Source organism: Streptomyces sp. NBC_00328 (genome assembly GCF_036139655.1).
In the GTDB taxonomy this organism is placed as follows: Bacteria; Actinomycetota; Actinomycetes; order Streptomycetales; family Streptomycetaceae; genus Streptomyces.
The window spans coordinates 2880754-2898269 of record NZ_CP108013.1; the positions used below are offsets into that span (position 1 = coordinate 2880754).

Genomic DNA, 17516 nt, shown 5'->3' on the forward strand with positions numbered 1-17516 from the left:
TCCTCAGGACTCCTGGTTGAGGGAGACGAGCACGTCGTCCCCTTCGATCTGAACGGGGTATACGGGGACGGGGCGCGTCGCGGGAAGACCGGACGGCTTGCCGGTGCGGAGGTCGAACGCGGAGCCGTGCAGCCAGCATTCGATCTGGCAGTCCTCCACCTCGCCCTCGGAGAGCGAGACGTTCGCGTGCGAGCAGATGTCGTTGATCGCGAACACCTCCCCCTCGGTCTTCACGACCGAGACCGGCGTGCCGTCGAGTTCCACCCGCTTCGGGGTGTTCTCCTCCAGCTCGCTCAGCCCACAGACGCGCACGAAGGTGCCGGGCATCAGAGCGACGCCTCCAGCTCCTCGTCGATCTTCACGAGAAGGCGCTCTTCGATGTCGTCGACACCGATCTGCTGGACCAGTTCGGCGAAGAAGCCGCGGACCACCAGACGGCGGGCCTCGTCGGCGGGGATGCCGCGGGCCATCAGGTAGAAGAGCTGCTCGTCGTCGAAACGGCCGGTGGCGGAGGCGTGGCCGGCGCCGACGATCTCGCCGGTCTCGATCTCCAGGTTCGGCACGGAGTCGACGCGGGCACCGTCGGTCAGAACCAGGTTGCGGTTCATCTCGTAGGTGTCCGTGCCCTCGGCCTTGGCCTCGATGAGGACGTCGCCGATCCACACCGCGTGCGCGCCCTCGCCCTGGAGCGCGCCCTTGTAGGCGACGTTCGACTTGCAGTGCGGGGTGTTGTGGTCGACCAGGAGGCGGTGCTCCTGGTGCTGACCGGCGTCCGTGAAGTACAGGCCGAACAGCTCGGCCTCGCCGCCGGTGCCCGCGTAGGCGATGCGCGGGTGGAGGCGTACGAGGTCGCCGCCGAAGGTGACCACGAAGGACTTGAAGGTGGCGTCGCGGCCGATCAGCGCGTTGTGCTGGCCGACGTGGACGGCCGTGTCGTCCCAGTCCTGGACGGAGACGACGGTCAGCTTGGCGCCGTCGCCGAGGACGTAGTCGACGTTGGCGGCGAGCACCGCGTCACCGGTGTGGTCGATGACGACGACGGCCTCGGCGAAGGCTCCCAGCTCGATGACCTGGTGGCCGTAGGCGACCCCGCCCTCGCCGTGCACGGCGATCCGGATGGGCTCGGTCAGCACCGTCTCCTTGGGGACGGTGACGACGCCGGCCTTCTCGAAGGCCGAGAACGCCTGGGCGGCGACGCGGTCCACGGGGGTGCCGGCCTTGCCGATCCGCGCGTCGTCCCGGGCGACCGTCTCGACGGTGACGCCCTCGGGGGCCGTCACGTCGATCCGCACGCCTTCGCCGGTCGCGACGGCGGTGCCGTCGTGCAGCCCGCGCAGGCGCTCCAGCGGGGTGAACCGCCACTCCTCCTCGCGGCCGTGGGGGACGGGGAAGTCCGCCACGTCGAAGGAAGGGGGAGCGCTCATGCGCGTGGCGACGGTCGACTCGGCGGCCACCGCGATCTGGCCGGCGGTCGTGCTGCCCACCGGAATATTCTGAGCCTCAGCCATGGCTGTCGGTCTGCTCGCTTTCTTACGTGAGTGGCTTGATGGATACGGCGGCCGGCGCTTAGCCGACCGAGCCTTCCATCTGGAGCTCGATCAGCCGGTTGAGCTCGAGGGCGTACTCCATGGGCAGTTCCTTGGCGATCGGCTCGACGAAGCCGCGCACGATCATCGCCATCGCCTCGAACTCCGTCAGACCGCGGCTCATCAGGTAGAAGAGCTGGTCATCGGAGACCTTGGAGACGGTCGCCTCGTGGCCCATGGACACGTCGTCCTCGCGGACGTCCACGTACGGGTACGTGTCCGAGCGGGAGATGGTGTCGACGAGCAGCGCGTCGCACAGGACGTTCGACTTGGAGCCGTGGGCGCCCTCGCCGATCTCGACGAGACCGCGGTAGGACGTACGGCCGCCGCCACGCGCCACGGACTTCGAGACGATGTTCGAGGAGGTGTTCGGCGCCATGTGGACCATCTTGGAGCCGGCGTCCTGGTGCTGGCCCTCGCCCGCGAAGGCGATGGACAGGGTCTCGCCCTTGGCGTGCTCGCCCATCAGGTAGACGGCCGGGTACTTCATGGTGACCTTGGAGCCGATGTTGCCGTCGATCCACTCCATGGTCGCGCCCTCGTACGCCACGGCGCGCTTGGTGACCAGGTTGTAGACGTTGTTCGACCAGTTCTGGATCGTCGTGTAGCGGCAGCGGCCGCCCTTCTTCACGATGATCTCGACCACCGCGGAGTGCAGGGAGTCCGAGGAGTAGATCGGCGCCGTACAACCCTCGACGTAGTGGACGTAGGCGTCCTCGTCGACGATGATCAGCGTCCGCTCGAACTGGCCCATGTTCTCCGTGTTGATACGGAAGTAGGCCTGGAGCGGAATCTCGACGTGCACACCCTTCGGCACGTAGATGAACGAGCCGCCGGACCACACCGCGGTGTTCAGCGACGCGAACTTGTTGTCACCGACCGGGATGACCGTGCCGAAGTACTCCTTGAAGAGCTCCGGGTGCTCCTTGAGCGCGGTGTCGGTGTCCATGAAGATGACACCCTGCGCCTCGAGCTCTTCGTTGATCTGGTGGTAGACGACCTCGGACTCGTACTGGGCCGCGACACCGGCGACGAGGCGCTGCTTCTCCGCCTCGGGGATGCCGAGCTTGTCGTACGTGTTCTTGATGTCCTCGGGCAGGTCCTCCCAGGACTCCGCCTGCTTCTCCGTGGAGCGCACGAAGTACTTGATGTTGTCGAAGTCGATGCCCGACAGGTCGGAACCCCAGTTGGGCATGGGCTTCTTGCCGAAGAGGCGCAGACCCTTGAGACGGAGCTTGGTCATCCACTCCGGCTCGTTCTTCTTCGCGGAGATGTCGCGGACGACGTCCTCGTTGATGCCACGCTTGGCGGAGGCACCGGCCACGTCGGAGTCGGCCCAGCCGTATTCGTACGTGCCCAGACCCTCGAGCTCGGGGTGGGCAGTCTCCTCGATGGGGAGCGTCATGCGGGGTTCCTCCCGGCGGTGCTTGCAGATGCGTTGTGGGTGTCGTGCGAAATCTTGGGGATGAACGTCGTGCACACCCCGTCGCCGTGGGCGATGGTGGCCAGTCGCTGGACGTGCGTGCCGAGCAGCTGGGAGAAGAACTCCGTCTCCGCCTCGCACAGCTGCGGGAACCGCTCGGCGACGTGCGCCACCGGGCAGTGGTGCTGGCAGAGCTGCTCGCCGACCGGTGCGCTGCGCGCCGTGGCAGCGTACCCGTCCGCGCTGAGGGCCTTGGCCAGGGCTTCCGTGCGTTCCTCGGGCGTCGCGGCCTCGATGGCCTCGCGGTACGCCCCGGCCTGCGCGGCGATCCGGGCGCGGGCGAAGGAGAGGATCGCCTCGTCCCCGCCCTCGCGCTCGGCGATCCAGCGCAGGGCGTCCTCGGCGAGCTTGTCGTAGGACTGGTCGAAGGCGTCCCGGCCGCAGTCGGTCAGGGCGAACACCTTGGCGGGACGGCCGCGTGTCCGCGCTCCGTAGACCCGCTGCTCGCGCGCCTCCACGACGTCGTCGGCGACCAGCGCGTCCAGATGACGGCGTACGGCGGCATGGGTCAGGCCCAGTCGGCCCGCCAGGTCGGCGACGGTCGACGGGCCGTGGTCCAGGATGGACCGCGCGACCCGGTTGCGCGTCGAACGCTCACCGGTCGCGAGTTCCTCCTGCGGGGGCCCCGTGGGGGTCTCCCGAGCCTCGCCAACGTTTTTCACAACACCATTGTTGCGTAATTCCTCAGGGCCTGACAAGCCGCGCCCTCCGGAGCGGGCGGTGCGCTGCATCACTTAGGTATACCTAATGTGACCTGGGCAAACGATCTTTGATCGATCAATTCGCTGGCGTCCGGACGCCCTCTCGGGAAGACTCCGGAACCATGCCGACACCCCCTCCGACCGGCCCACTCGTCACCCGGGACACCCTCGCCGGGGACCTGCGCACCCTGGGCGTACGGCCGGGAGAAACGCTTCTTGTCCACTCCTCGCTCAGCTCCCTCGGCTGGGTCAACGGCGGCCCCGTGACCGTCGTAAAAGGACTGCTCGACGTACTCGGTCCGGACGGCACGCTGGTGGTCCCGACACAGTCCGGCGACCTCTCCGACCCGGCGCTGTGGAGCCGCCCTCCGGTTCCCGAGGAGTGGTGGCCGACCATCCGGGCGACCATGCCCGACTACGACCCGCGCGTGACGCCCTCGCGCGGCGTCGGCGTGATACCCGAGACCGTCCGCACCTGGCCCGGCGCCCTGCGCAGCGCGCACCCGGAGACCTCGTTCGCGGCGCTCGGCCCGCGCGCGGCGGCCATCGTGGACGGACACGCGCCCGACTGCCGGCTCGGCTGGGGGTCCCCCCACGCCCTTTAGGCAGTGGGGGAGGAGCCCGCTGGCCCGCCTGGAGGCCGGCGGTGCCCGCGTCCTGCTGCTCGGCGCCGGCTACGACAGCTGCACCAGCTTCCACCTGGCCGAGTACCGCATCCCCTCACCCGTCGTGGAGGTCGGCCGGCCCTCCCCCACGGGCTGGCGGACGGTGCGGGAGGTGTCGATCACCTCCGAGCTGTTCGAGGAGCTCGGCGCCGACTTCGAGCGGGACCGTCCCGTCGTACGGGGGACCGTGGGCGCGGCCCGGGCGCGGCTCTTCCCGGTGGCCGACGCGGTGGCGTACGCGGAGCGGTGGCTGTCGATGCACCGGCCGCGGGACCTGTACGTGGATGCGGCCCCCGGCGGTTCCGGGACGCGCCGACGTCCCTAGACTTGCTCCTCATGCGAAGCGAGCCCGTCGTCCAGGTCCAGGCCCTGGTGAAGCGGTACGGAACGAAGACCGCGGTGGACGGCCTCGACCTGGTGGCCACGGCGGGCGTGACCGCCGTACTCGGACCCAACGGAGCGGGCAAGACCACCACGGTCGAGACCTGCGAGGGTTACCGCACGCCGGACTCCGGCACGGTGCGCGTCCTGGGCCTCGACCCGGCGAGACAGTCCGGCGAGCTGCACACCCGGATCGGCGTGATGCTCCAGTCCGGCGGGGTCTACTCGGGCGCCCGCGCCGACGAGATGCTCCGCCATGTGGCGAAACTGCACGCCCACCCGCTGGACGTGGACGCGCTCATCGAGCGGCTCGGCCTGGAGGGCTGCGGCCGCACGACCTACCGGCGGCTTTCGGGCGGCCAGCAGCAGCGCCTCGCGCTCGCCATGGCGGTCGTCGGCCGTCCCGAGCTGGTCTTCCTGGACGAGCCGACCGCGGGCCTCGACCCGCAGGCCCGCCGCGCGACCTGGGACCTGGTGCGCGACCTGCGTTCCGACGGTGTCTCGGTGATCCTCACCACGCACCACATGGACGAGGCCGAGCAGCTCGCCGACGACGTCGCGATCATCGACGCGGGCCGCGTCGTCGCCCAGGGCTCCCCCGAGGAGCTGTGCCGCGGCGGCGCGGAGAACACCCTGCGCTTCGGCGGCCGCCCCGGACTCGACGTGAACTCCCTGCTCAAGGCCCTCCCGGCGGACTGCACGGCGGCCGAGCTGACACCGGGGGCCTACCGCGTCGGCGGCAAGGTCGACCCGCAGCTGCTGGCGACCGTGACGTCCTGGTGCGCCCAGCACGGTGTGATGCCGGAGAAGATCTCGGTCGAACGCCACACCCTCGAAGACGTCTTTCTGGAACTGACCGGCAAGGAGCTGCGTTCATGAGCCAGGCACAGCTTGGAGCCGACCGGCAGGGAGCCGCTTCCGTGACCACCGCCGGTACGTACACCCCGAAGCCGGGCGCCGCCCCGCTGACCCGCATGATCGGCGCGCAGGCCGCGCTGGAGGCGAGGATGCTGCTCCGCAACGGCGAGCAGCTCCTCCTGACGGTCGTCATCCCGACCCTGCTCCTGGTGCTGTTCAGCTCGGTGGACATCATCGACACCGGCGCGGGCGAGGCCGTCGACTTCCTGGCGCCGGGCATCCTGGCGCTGGCCGTGATGTCGACGGCGTTCACCGGCCAGGCCATCGCCACGGGCTTCGAGCGCCGGTACGGCGTCCTGAAGCGGCTGGCGGCCTCTCCGCTCCCCCGCTGGGGGCTGATGACCGCGAAGACGGTGTCGGTCCTCGTCACCGAAATCCTTCAGGTGATCCTGCTCACCGCGATCGCGTTCGCGCTGGGCTGGTCGCCGCACGGCAATCCGTTCGCCGTCCTGCTCCTGCTGGTCCTCGGCACGGCCGCCTTCTCCGGGCTCGGCCTGCTCATGGCGGGCACGCTCAAGGCCGAGGCGACACTGGCCGCGGCGAACCTCGTCTTCCTGCTGTTCCTGGTCGGCGGCGGGGTGATCGTGCCGATGGACAAGTTCCCCGCGGGCGCCCAGGACGTGCTCGGTCTGCTGCCCGTCTCGGCGCTCTCGGACGGACTGCGGGCGGTGCTCCAGCACGGTGCCCAGATGCCCTGGGGCGACCTGGGAATCCTGGCGGTCTGGGCGGTCCTGGGCCTCGGCGCGGCCGGCCGGTTCTTCCGCTGGGAATGACCGGCTCACCCCACCGGAAGTGGTGGACCTTTCACGGGGAGTGAGTGGCCCCGCCCTGGAGGGCGGCCGGCCCGCCGCTCCCGGGCGGACCCTCGTGAAAGCGTGCACAAGCGGGCCCCTACGATGGTGCGCGTGCAGAACCTGACCCGAGCCGACGCCCTCAGCGCGGTGCGCAACCCGCTCGCCTTCATCGCCGAACGCTGGACCCCGGCCTCCCGGACGGTGCAGCGCGCGGCCCTCGCCGCGCTCGTCATGGCGGTCGTCATCGTGGTCACCGGCGGTGCCGTGCGGCTCACCGGCTCCGGCCTCGGCTGCCCGACCTGGCCCAAGTGCACCGACGACTCGCTCACGGCGACGAGCGCGATGGGCTTCCACGGCGCCATCGAGTTCGGCAACCGCATGCTGACGTACGTGCTGTGCGCCGCCGTCGGGTGGGCGATCATCGCTGCGCGCTCGCGGAAGCCGTGGCGGCGCGGCCTCACCCGGCTCGGCTGGGCCCAGTTCTGGATCGTCATGAGCAACGCGGTCCTCGGCGGGATCGTCGTCCTGGTCGGCCTCAACCCGTACACGGTCGCCGCCCACTTCCTGCTCTCCACCGCGCTCATCACGGTCGCCGCGCTCATGTGGCAGCGCACCCGCGAGGGCGACGCGGCGCCGCGTCCGCTGGTCGGCAAGTCCGTGCAGCAGCTCGTGTGGTTCATGGTCGTCGCCTCGGTCCTGCTGATCGCCGTCGGCACGGTCGTCACCGGTGCCGGACCGCACGCGGGTGACTCGAGCGAGGTCGCCCGCATCCCCGTCGGCTGGGAGAACGTCGCCAAGCTGCACGCCGTGCTGGCCTGGATCGTCGTCACGCTGACCTTCGCCCTCTGGTTCGTCCTGAAGGCGGTGGACGCCCCCCAGGGTCCCCTGCGGCGCACCCGCGACCTGTTCCTGATCCTCCTGGCCCAGGGCGTCATCGGCTACGTCCAGTACTTCACCGACCTGCCCGAGGCCCTGGTCGCCCTCCACATGCTCGGCTCCTGCCTGGTGTGGATCGGGGTGCTGCGGGTGCTGCTGGCCCTGCGCGAGCGCCCGGAGACCGTGGCGGATCTGCCGGGTCCCGCGACCACGTCGGCCCTCACCCGCGCGTAGCTTGTCCGGGCCGCCCAGGCCCGTCCGGGGACACCGTTCACCCGCGCGTGGCCCGTCCAGAGAGCGCCTTCGCACGCGTAGGCCGTCCGGGGGAAGCACGCACACGGCCCGCCGGGGAGGGCCTTCACGCGCGTGAGTCCTCGGCGGGCGCCGGTGCGCTCACCCCACCCCGTACACCCGCCGCGCGTTGCCCGCCGCGACCATCGTGGCCACGCGCTGGGCGTCCTCCAGGGACCACGCCCCTTCCGCGACCCAGCCGCCGAACACCCGGCCGAGCGCCTCCCGGAACAGGCGGGCGCCCACCACGTGCAGCTCGGGCAGGCCGTGCGCCCCGCTGGAGAAGAGGATCTTGCCGAACGGCGCCAGTTCCAGGATCTCGGCGAGGACGGTCGCGGCCCGGGCCCCGGTGCGCACCAGGGCGGCGCCCGAGTCGGCGTAGACGTGCGAGAAGACACCGGCGAGGTGGGCGGCGTGCCGGTGGTACGGGTAGCCGTGCAGCAGGACCAGGTCGGTGCCGAGGCCCGCCGTGGCCCGGACGAAGTCCGTCAGCAGCACCGGGTCCGTGCGGTCGATGCGCTGGCCCGGTTCGCCGAGGCCCGCGTGGAGCTGGAGGGGCAGGCCCGAGGCGACGGCGATCCACAGCAGATGGCGGAGCAGGACGGGGTCGGTGAGCGGGCCGCCGACCCGGCGGCCCGCGAGCCAGCGGCCCGCCGCCCCCCGTACCTCCCCCGGTCCCGGTGGTTCGGGCGCGAGGGCCAGACCGTGCCGCACGCCCGCGACGGAGGTGAAGGCCACCGCGTTCACGGCGGCTCCGTGGACGGACTCGGCGAGATTGGCGAGAAAGGCCTCGACCGTTCCCGAGGTGTCGGCGACCTGTTCGGCGAGCAGCTCCAGACGGACGATCTCGTGCGCCCGCGCGTCTCCCGTGGAGGCCATCTCGCCCGGCCCGGTCAGATCTCCGGGCAGACCGGTGTCGACGAGATACGTGGTGATGCCGCTGCCGCGCAGCAGTCTGCGGCCCGACTCCAGGACGCCGAGTTCGCGGCGCCGGGCCAGATAGCGGGCGGGCGTGCAGTGCGGTTCGAGTCCGAGCAGGGGCGGGCACCAGCGTCGTACGGCGAAGCCGGTCTGGGTGTCGAAGAAGGTGGTGCCCGCGGCCGGCGGCCCCTCGGTCCTGACCAGCTGGGCCTCGAACGTGCCGAGGCCCAGCTCCGTCCGCAGTACGCCGTGGCAGTACTGGTCCACCAGGGACGGCGTTTCGATCATCCGGACTCCCGCGAATGGACCGTTGCTTTTCAGGTCCTAACGGCTGAGCCGGGTGTCAGGTGTTGGTCGCGCACACCCCGTGCGAACAGCCGACGATTGTCGGCCGTCCGTGCGAGGGGTGACGTGTCAGTCGTTGGAGGGACCGCCGACCTGGATGCCGGCCATGCGCTTCCACTCGTACGGGCCGGTCTTCACCTTGGCCGCGAACTCGCCGTCGAACGCCTCGTGGACGGTGATCCCGGCCTTCTTGACGGCGCTCTCGGCGATCTCGTAGCTCGTCGCCACGAGGTCGCCCCAGCCGCCGTCCTCGCCGACGAGGACGATGCGGGCGCCGCGCTGTCCGATGTACGCGACCTGCGCCTCGGCCCCGCCGTGCGCCTTGGAGAAGGCGGTGATCCGCTGCGCGAGCTTGGCGGCGGCGCGTTCGGCCTTGGGGTCCTGGACGGCGCCGGGGGTCTCGTCGATCTGCTGGGTGTCTGCCATGGCCAGGATGCTACCGACGGGTAGATCGAACGGCGACGGGAGGGGTGCGTGGCCTTGACCACGCACCCCTCCCGTCGGGCGTTCACCGGGTCCAGCGGAGGGTCTAGCGGAGGAAGGGGTCCACCGCAACGGCCACGAAGAGGATCGACACGTAGGTGATCGACCAGTGGAACAGCCGCATCTCCTTGAGCTTGGTGCCCGTGGCCTCGGCCTTGGCGCGGTTCTGCAGGCCGTGCGCCTCCCACAGCCAGAACCCGCCCGCGCCGAGCGCGACCGCGGTGTAGAACCAGCCCGTGTACCCGAGCGGGGTGAGCAGCAGCGAGACCGCGACCATCACCCAGCTGTAGAGGACGATCTGGCGGGCGACCACCTTGTTGCTCGCGACGACCGGCAGCATCGGCACGCCCACGCGCGCGTAGTCCTCGCGCACCTTCATGGACAGCGGCCAGTAGTGGGGCGGCGTCCAGAAGAACATGACGAGGAAGAGGATGACGGGCGCCCACGACATGGAGTTCGTGACGGACGACCAGCCGATGAGCACGGGCAGACAGCCGGCGATGCCGCCCCACACGATGTTCTGCGAGGTACGCCGTTTGAGGATCATCGTGTAGACGACGACGTAGAAGAGGAGCGCCCCGAGCGACAGCCAGGCGGACAGCCAGTTGACGGCGAGACCGAACAGCAGGGTCGACACGACCGCCAGCGTGATGCCGAAGGCGAGGCACTCACGGGGGCTGACCATGCCGGTGACGAGCGGACGCTGCGAGGTGCGCTCCATGAGGGCGTCGATGTCGCGGTCGATGTACATGTTGAGCGCGTTGGCGCCGCCCGCGGACAGATAACCGCCGAGGCAGGTGAGGAGCACCAGCTTCAGATCCGGCACACCTTGCTGGGCCAGGAACATCACCGGAACGGTGGTGATCAGCAACAGCTCGATGATCCGCGGCTTGGTCAGCGCCACGAACGCCTTGACACGGGCCCCGAACGGCCGCTGGCCCCGGCTGCTGCTCGTCCCGAGCACACCCGCTGGACGGGATTCGACGGCCGTCACGCACACCCCTGACAGAGACATCCCAGCGGGCCTCGGGATGAATTCCCCGCAAAGGCCCGCGCGTACCACGCCACTGTAGACGTTGCCCAGACCCCGGCATTCGCGGGGGTGGGCCCGTGTTGAGGAGTGCGGCCGGAAGAGCTGCTCGAGACTCGATTGAGCACTCGGACGAGCGGCTCCGTATTCACGTGTCGAACACGGAACGACCCAGTCGGGAGGCGGATCCCGACGAGTCCCGGCAGTCTGGAATGACTCGAAAAAACGCGCGTACTCACGGGGGTAGGCTCGACAACGGCCGGGGCGCCCAGTGCACCGGCATTTCGACATGCGTGACATGTGGAGAGGAGCCCTGACCCAGGGTGAGCACCAAGCCGACCACCACAGACCTCGAGTGGACCGAGCTGGACCAGCGGGCCGTGGACACCGCCCGCGTCCTGGCCGCCGATGCCGTACAGAAGGTCGGCAACGGCCATCCCGGTACGGCCATGAGCCTGGCGCCCGCCGCCTACACCCTCTTCCAGAAGGTGATGCGGCACGACCCGGCGGACACCGACTGGGTTGGACGGGACCGCTTCGTGCTGTCCGCCGGCCATTCGTCCCTGACCCTCTACACCCAGCTCTACCTGGCCGGTTTCGGCCTGGAGCTGGACGACCTGGAGTCCTTCCGGACCTGGGGCAGCAGGACCCCCGGACACCCCGAGTACGGTCACACGCCGGGCGTGGAGACCACGACCGGTCCGCTCGGCCAGGGTGTCGCCAACGCGGTGGGCATGGCGATGGCCGCCCGCTACGAGCGTGGTCTGTTCGACCCCCAGGCACCGCAGGGCGAATCCCCGTTCGACCACTTCATCTACGCGATCGCCGGTGACGGCTGCCTCCAGGAGGGCATCTCCGCGGAGGCCTCCTCCATGGCCGGGCACCAGAAGCTCGGCAACCTGGTCCTGCTGTGGGACGACAACCACATCTCGATCGAGGGCGACACCGAGACCGCGGTCTCCGAGGACACCGTCAAGCGCTACGAGGCGTACGGCTGGCACGTGCAGCGCGTCGCCCCGAAGCCGGACGGCGACCTGGACCCGCACGCCATCTACGACGCGATCGAGGCCGCGAAGAAGGTGACGGACAAGCCGTCCTTCATCGCGATGCGCTCGATCATCGCCTGGCCCGCCCCCAACGCGCAGAACACCGAGGCCGCGCACGGCTCGGCGCTCGGCGACGACGAGGTCGCGGCCACCAAGCGCGTCCTCGGCTTCGACCCGGAGAAGTCCTTCGACGTCGCCGCCGAGGTGCTGGCCCACACCCGTCAGGCCCTGGACCGGGGTGCCCAGGCCAAGGCCGAGTGGGAGAAGGGCTACGCCGCCTGGCGTACCGCCAACCCGGAGCGCGCGGCGGAGTACGACCGTATCGCCGCGACCGAGCTGCCGAGCGGCTGGGAGGAGAAGCTCCCCGTCTTCGAGGCGGGCACGGGTGTCGCCACCCGCGCCGCGTCCGGCAAGGTGCTCCAGGCCCTCGGCGCGGTCATCCCCGAGCTGTGGGGCGGCTCCGCCGACCTGGCCGGTTCGAACAACACCACGATCGACAAGAGCAGCTCGTTCCTCCCGGCGGACAACCCGCTGCCGGAGGCGGACCCCTACGGCCGCACGATCCACTTCGGCATCCGCGAGCACTCCATGGCCGCGGAGATGAACGGCATCGCGCTGCACGGCAACACGCGCATCTACGGCGGCACCTTCCTGGTGTTCTCCGACTACATGCGCAACTCGGTCCGCCTGTCGGCCCTGATGCACCTGCCGGTGACGTACGTGTGGACGCACGACTCGATCGGCCTCGGCGAGGACGGCCCCACCCACCAGCCGGTCGAGCACCTCGCCTCGCTGCGCGCCATCCCCGGCCTCAACGTCGTCCGTCCCGCGGACGCCAACGAGACGGCCATCGCCTGGCGCGAGATCCTCAAGCGCTACACCAAGGTCTTCGGCAAGGGCGCCCCGCACGGTCTCGCCCTGACCCGTCAGGGTGTGCCGACGTACGAGGCGAACGAGGACGCCGCCAAGGGCGGTTACGTGCTGTTCGAGGCCGAGGGCGGCTCGCCCGAGGTCATCCTGATCGGCACCGGCTCCGAGGTGCACGTGGCCGTCGAGGCGCGTGAGCAGCTCCAGGCCGCGGGCATCCCCACGCGGGTGGTCTCCATGCCGTGTGTGGAGTGGTTCGACGAGCAGGACCAGGGGTACCGGGACAGCGTCCTGCCGCCTTCGGTGAAGGCCCGTGTCTCCGTCGAGGCCGGAATCGGTCTCACCTGGCACCGATTCGTCGGGGACGCCGGACGCATTGTTTCGCTGGAGCACTTCGGTGCTTCGGCCGACGGCAAGGTGCTCTTCCGCGAGTTCGGTTTCACTGCCGAGAACGTCGCGGAAGCCGCCCGGGAATCGATCGCCTCAGCCCAGCGCTGACGCCGACATACGACACGTAGGAGATGCAATTTCCATGACAGACGCACTCAAGCGCCTCTCCGAGGAAGGCGTCGCGATCTGGCTGGACGACCTGTCGCGCAAGCGGATCACGTCCGGCAACCTTGCCGAGCTGATCGACCAGCAGCACGTCGTCGGCGTCACCACCAACCCGTCGATCTTCCAGAAGGCGATCAGCAGCGGAGACGGCTACGAGCAGCAGGTTTCCGAGCTCGCCGCCCGCAAGGTCACCGTCGAAGAGGCCCTGCGCATGATCACCACGGCGGACGTGCGCGACGCCGCCGACATCCTGCGCCCCGTCTTCGACGCCACCGAGGGCCAGGACGGCCGCGTGTCGATCGAGGTCGACCCGCGTCTGGCGCACAACACCGCGGCGACCATCGCCGAGGCCAAGCAGCTCGCCTGGCTGGTGGACCGCCCCAACACCCTCATCAAGATCCCGGCCACCAAGGCGGGTCTGCCGGCGATCACCGAGGTCATCGGCCTCGGCATCAGCGTCAACGTCACGCTGATCTTCTCGCTGGAGCGCTACCGCGGGGTCATGGAGGCGTTCCTCGCCGGCCTGGAGAAGGCCAAGGAGCGCGGCCTGGACCTCTCGAAGATCCACTCCGTGGCGTCGTTCTTCGTGTCCCGCGTGGACACCGAGATCGACAAGCGGCTCGACGCCCTGGGCACCCCCGAGGCCAAGGCCGCCCGCGGCAAGGCGGGCCTCGCCAACGCCCGGCTCGCCTACGAGGCGTACGAGGAGGTCTTCTCCACCGACCGCTGGGCCGCCCTCGACCGGGCGCAGGCCAACAAGCAGCGCCCGCTGTGGGCCTCGACCGGCGTCAAGGACCCGGCGTACAAGGACACCCTGTACGTCGACGAGCTGGTCGCGCCCAACACCGTGAACACGATGCCGGAGGCCACCCTGGGGGCCGCCGAGGACCACGGCCGGATCACCGGCAACACGATCGCCGGTACGTACGAGCAGTCCCGCACCGAACTCGACGCCGTCGAGAAGCTCGGGATCTCGTACGACGACGTGGTCCAGCTCCTTGAGGACGAGGGCGTCGAGAAGTTCGAGTCCGCCTGGAACGACCTGCTCAAGTCGACCGAGGCGGAGCTCCAGCGCCTCGCCCCTTCGGAGGGCTGAAATCTTGTCGAGCAGCAACCCGCTGCGTGACCCCGCAGACCGACGGCTCCCGCGTATCGCGGGGCCGTCGGGCCTGGTCATCTTCGGCGTCACGGGCGATTTGTCACGTAAAAAGCTGATGCCCGCGGTGTACGACCTCGCCAACCGGGGCCTTCTTCCGCCGGGCTTCTCGCTCGTCGGGTTCGCCCGCCGCGAGTGGGCCCACGAGGACTTCGCCCAGGAGGTCCACGACGCGGTCAAGGAGCATGCCCGCACGCCCTTCCGCGAGGAGGTCTGGCAGCAGCTCGTCCAGGGCATGCGCTTCGTCCAGGGCACCTTCGACGACGACGACTCCTTCGAGCGGCTGCGCTCGACCATCGAGGAGCTGGACAAGGCGCAGGGCACGGGCGGCAACTTCGCCTTCTACCTGTCCGTGCCGCCGTCCGCGTTCCCGGTGGTGATCCAGCAGCTGAAGAAGCACAAGCTGGCCGACCAGTCGAACGGCCAGTGGCGCCGCGCGGTCATCGAGAAGCCCTTCGGCCACGACCTCAGGTCGGCCGAGGAGCTCAACGCGATCGTGCACGAGGTCTTCGCCCCGGACCAGGTCTTCCGCATCGACCACTACCTGGGCAAGGAGACCGTCCAGAACATCCTGGCGCTCCGCTTCGCCAACACGATGTTCGAGCCGATCTGGAACCGGTCGTTCGTCGACCACGTGCAGATCACCATGGCCGAGGACATCGGCATCGGCGGCCGGGCCGGCTACTACGACGGCATCGGCGCCGCCCGTGACGTCATCCAGAACCACCTGCTCCAGCTCATGGCGCTGACCGCGATGGAGGAGCCCTCCTCCTTCGACGCGGACGCGCTCGCCGCGGAGAAGACCAAGGTGCTCGGCGCGACCAGGCTGCCGAAGGACCTGGGCAGGAGCACGGTCCGCGGCCAGTACGCGGCCGGGTGGCAGGGCGGCGAGAAGGTCGTCGGCTACCTCCAGGAGGACGGTATCGACCCCAAGTCGAAGACCGACACCTTCGCCGCGATCAAGGTCGAGGTGGACAACCGCCGCTGGGCGGGAGTCCCCTTCTACCTGCGCACCGGCAAGCGTCTGGGCCGCCGCGTCACCGAGATCGCGGTCGTCTTCCAGCGCGCCCCGCACTCCCCCTTCGACCACACGGCGACGGAGGAGCTGGGCCAGAACGCGATCGTCTTCCGCGTCCAGCCCGACGAGGGCGTCACGGTCCGCTTCGGTTCCAAGGTGCCCGGCACCTCCATGGAGATCCGGGACGTCTCGATGGACTTCGCGTACGGCGAGTCCTTCACGGAGTCGAGCCCGGAGGCGTACGAGCGTCTGATCCTCGACGTGCTGCTCGGTGACTCGAACCTCTTCCCGCGCACCGAGGAGGTCGAGCTGTCCTGGAAGATCCTCGACCCGATCGAGCAGTACTGGGACAAGCACGGCAAGCCCGCACAGTACCCCTCGGGCACCTGGGGCCCCGTCGAGGCCGACGAAATGCTCGAACGAGACGGACGGAGCTGGCGTCGCCCATGAAGACCGATCTCACGGACACCACGGCCAGCAAGGTCAACAAGGCGCTCGTCCAGGGCCGCCGCGCCATCGGCACGCCCGCCGTCGGCATGGTGCTCACCCTCGTCATCGTCACCGACGAGGAGAACGCGTACGACGCCCTGAAGGCCGCCAACGAGGCCTCGCGCGAGCACCCCTCACGCACCCTCGTGGTCATCAAGCGTGTCTCCCGCTCCCCCCGCGACCGCACGACGTCGCGGCTCGACGCCGAGGTGCGGCTCGGGGCGGAGGCGGGCACCGGCGAGACGGTGGTGCTGCGCCTGTACGGCGAAGTGATCAACCACGCCCAGTCGGTCGTCCTGCCGCTGCTGCTGCCGGACGCGCCCGTCGTCGTCTGGTGGCCGGTGAACGCGCCGCTCGACCCGGCGAAGGACCCGCTCGGCTCGCTCGCCCAGCGCCGGGTGACCGACACCTACGCCGCCGAGGCCCCGGTACGGGAGCTCAACGCCCGCGCCGAGGCGTACACCCCGGGCGACACGGACCTGTCGTGGACCCGCATCACGCCCTGGCGTTCGATGCTGGCCGCGGCCCTGGACCAGGTCACCTGCGACGTGGACGCGGTCGAGGTGGAGGGCGAGGAGTTCAACCCGAGCTGCGAGCTGCTCGCGATGTGGCTCGCGGAGCGGCTGGAGGTCCCCGTCAAGCGGTCGCTGTCCTCGGGCCCCGGCCTGACCGCGGTCCGGCTGGAGACGAGCTGCGGCCCGATCGTCCTGGATCGCGCCGACGGCACTCTCGCGACGCTGTCCATCCAGGGGCAGCCCGACCGTGCGGTGGCGCTCAAGCGCCGCGACACGGCCGAGCTGATGGCGGAGGAGCTGCGCCGCCTCGACCCGGACGACACCTACGCCTCGGCGCTGCGCTACGGGGTGAACCGGCTGAACTCGGCGGACACCGCCGGTTCCCCGGGCGGGACCGCGACCGCCACGAAGGCGGCCCCGGTCGCCAAGGACTCACCCGCCGGGGTGGCCGAGACGCTCGCCAAGAAGGCGGCGGACAAGGCGGCCGCCGAGTGAACACCCCGCAGCTCGTCGTCCACCGCGACAAGGAACTGATGGCCCAGGCCGCGGCGGCGCGGCTGATCACGAAGATCGTGGACGCGCAGGCCTCGCGCGGCTCCGCCTCGATCGTGCTGACCGGCGGGCGCAACGGCAACGGGCTCCTCGCGGCGCTCGCCGCGGCGCCCGCCCGGGACGCGGTCGACTGGGCGCGCCTGGACCTGTGGTGGGGCGACGAGCGGTACCTCCCCGAGGGCGACCCCGACCGCAATGACACACAGGCCCGCGCGGCCCTGCTCGACGCGGTGCCGCTGGACCCGGCTCGGGTGCACGCGATGCCCGCGTCCGACGGTCCGTTCGGCGCCGACGTGGAGGCGGCGGCCGAGTCGTACGCGGCGGAGCTCGCGAAGGCCGCCGGCCCGGAGAACCACGGTCAGGTCCCGGCCTTCGACGTCCTGATGCTGGGCGTCGGCCCGGACACCCACGTGGCCTCGCTCTTCCCGGAGCTGCCCGCGGTGCGGGAGACGGAGCGGACGGTGGTCGGCGTGCACGGCGCGCCCAAGCCGCCGCCGACCCGGATCTCGCTGACCCTGCCCGCGATCCGCTCCGCCCGCGAGGTGTGGCTGCTCGCGGCCGGCGAGGACAAGGCGCAGGCGGCCGCCATCGCCCTGTCCGGCGCGGGCGAGATCCAGGCCCCGGCGGCCGGCGCGTACGGCCGCTCCCGCACCCTGTGGCTCCTGGACGCGCCTGCCGCGTCCCAGCTGCCACGCTCGCTGTACCCGCCGGCGTCCGCCTGAGCGACCGCCACACGGAACGGCTGAACCACCCAAGGGGCGGCAGGGTCACCGACCTTGCCGCCCCGTCCACGGGGTCCCGTCAACTGCCGGCCGTCCGCCGTCCCGGCGCCTTGGGGTCTCGC

General features: G+C 70.4%; 15 protein-coding genes and 1 pseudogene. 9 read left to right on the plus strand and 7 right to left on the minus strand.

Annotation, left to right across the window (positions count from 1 at the left end):
• Nucleotides 1–3 precede the first annotated feature (3 nt).
• From OG485_RS12655 to OG485_RS12670, 4 genes are read right to left on the minus strand one after another with little or no spacing between them, the layout of a single operon-like run.
• The gene (locus tag OG485_RS12655) at nt 4–327 is read right to left on the minus strand and encodes a bifunctional 3-phenylpropionate/cinnamic acid dioxygenase ferredoxin subunit (RefSeq protein ID WP_261703358.1); all 324 of its coding nucleotides are present in this window, start codon (nt 325–327) and stop codon (nt 4–6) included.
• On the minus strand, nt 327–1508 hold the full coding sequence (gene sufD, locus OG485_RS12660) for a Fe-S cluster assembly protein SufD (protein WP_328668440.1): 1182 nt from the start codon (nt 1506–1508) through the stop codon (nt 327–329). The genes OG485_RS12655 and sufD overlap by 1 nt, the downstream gene beginning before the upstream one ends.
• A 58-nt stretch (nt 1509–1566) precedes the next feature.
• Entirely contained in the window at nt 1567–2991 is a 1425-nt protein-coding gene (gene sufB / locus OG485_RS12665; protein WP_328668441.1) for a Fe-S cluster assembly protein SufB, read from the minus strand.
• A complete protein-coding gene (locus OG485_RS12670; protein ID WP_328668442.1) occupies nt 2988–3731 on the minus strand; it encodes a helix-turn-helix transcriptional regulator in 744 nt (247 codons plus the stop codon). Before OG485_RS12670 ends, sufB begins: the two co-directional genes overlap by 4 nt.
• Before the next feature lie 161 nt (nt 3732–3892).
• Between OG485_RS12670 and OG485_RS12675 the strand changes: the two are divergent.
• The 4 genes and pseudogenes from OG485_RS12675 to OG485_RS12690 all read left to right on the plus strand — a co-directional run bounded on the left by OG485_RS12675 (nt 3893) and on the right by OG485_RS12690 (nt 7638).
• A pseudogene (locus OG485_RS12675) lies at nt 3893–4760 on the plus strand (aminoglycoside N(3)-acetyltransferase).
• 11 nt (nt 4761–4771) lie between these two features.
• The gene (locus tag OG485_RS12680; protein WP_328453745.1) at nt 4772–5695 is read left to right on the plus strand and encodes an ABC transporter ATP-binding protein; all 924 of its coding nucleotides are present in this window, start codon (nt 4772–4774) and stop codon (nt 5693–5695) included.
• Nucleotides 5692–6507: an ABC transporter permease gene (locus OG485_RS12685; RefSeq protein ID WP_328668443.1), complete on the plus strand. Its 816-nt coding sequence runs from the start codon at nt 5692–5694 to the stop codon at nt 6505–6507. The genes OG485_RS12680 and OG485_RS12685 overlap by 4 nt, the downstream gene beginning before the upstream one ends.
• A 123-nt stretch (nt 6508–6630) precedes the next feature.
• Nucleotides 6631–7638, plus strand: coding sequence for a COX15/CtaA family protein (locus tag OG485_RS12690; RefSeq protein WP_328668444.1), 1008 nt, complete (start codon nt 6631–6633; stop codon nt 7636–7638).
• Nucleotides 7639–7797: 159 nt separating this feature from the next.
• Here OG485_RS12690 and OG485_RS12695 read toward each other — a convergent pair whose 3' ends face one another.
• The 3 genes from OG485_RS12695 to OG485_RS12705 all read right to left on the minus strand — a co-directional run bounded on the left by OG485_RS12695 (nt 7798) and on the right by OG485_RS12705 (nt 10444).
• Complete coding sequence (locus OG485_RS12695; RefSeq protein ID WP_328668445.1) at nt 7798–8904, minus strand: amidohydrolase family protein; 1107 nt, start codon at nt 8902–8904, stop codon at nt 7798–7800.
• 126 nt (nt 8905–9030) lie between these two features.
• Complete coding sequence (locus OG485_RS12700) at nt 9031–9387, minus strand: hypothetical protein (protein ID WP_328668446.1); 357 nt, start codon at nt 9385–9387, stop codon at nt 9031–9033.
• A gap of 103 nt (nt 9388–9490) precedes the next feature.
• On the minus strand, nt 9491–10444 hold the full coding sequence (locus tag OG485_RS12705; RefSeq protein ID WP_328674350.1) for a heme o synthase: 954 nt from the start codon (nt 10442–10444) through the stop codon (nt 9491–9493).
• 353 nt (nt 10445–10797) lie between these two features.
• Here OG485_RS12705 and tkt point away from each other — a divergent pair, with 353 nt between their 5' ends.
• Genes tkt through pgl form a run of 5 tightly spaced genes read left to right on the plus strand, consistent with a single transcriptional unit; the run spans nt 10798 to nt 17394 of the window.
• Complete coding sequence (gene tkt / locus OG485_RS12710) at nt 10798–12885, plus strand: transketolase (RefSeq protein ID WP_328668447.1); 2088 nt, start codon at nt 10798–10800, stop codon at nt 12883–12885.
• A gap of 34 nt (nt 12886–12919) precedes the next feature.
• Complete coding sequence (tal, locus tag OG485_RS12715; RefSeq protein ID WP_328668448.1) at nt 12920–14038, plus strand: transaldolase; 1119 nt, start codon at nt 12920–12922, stop codon at nt 14036–14038.
• A gap of 1 nt (nt 14039) precedes the next feature.
• Complete coding sequence (zwf, locus tag OG485_RS12720; protein ID WP_328674352.1) at nt 14040–15566, plus strand: glucose-6-phosphate dehydrogenase; 1527 nt, start codon at nt 14040–14042, stop codon at nt 15564–15566.
• Complete coding sequence (gene opcA, locus OG485_RS12725) at nt 15563–16615, plus strand: glucose-6-phosphate dehydrogenase assembly protein OpcA (protein ID WP_326788460.1); 1053 nt, start codon at nt 15563–15565, stop codon at nt 16613–16615. Before zwf ends, opcA begins: the two co-directional genes overlap by 4 nt.
• Entirely contained in the window at nt 16612–17394 is a 783-nt protein-coding gene (gene pgl, locus OG485_RS12730; protein WP_328668449.1) for a 6-phosphogluconolactonase, read from the plus strand. Before opcA ends, pgl begins: the two co-directional genes overlap by 4 nt.
• The last annotated feature ends 122 nt before the right edge of the window (nt 17395–17516 follow it).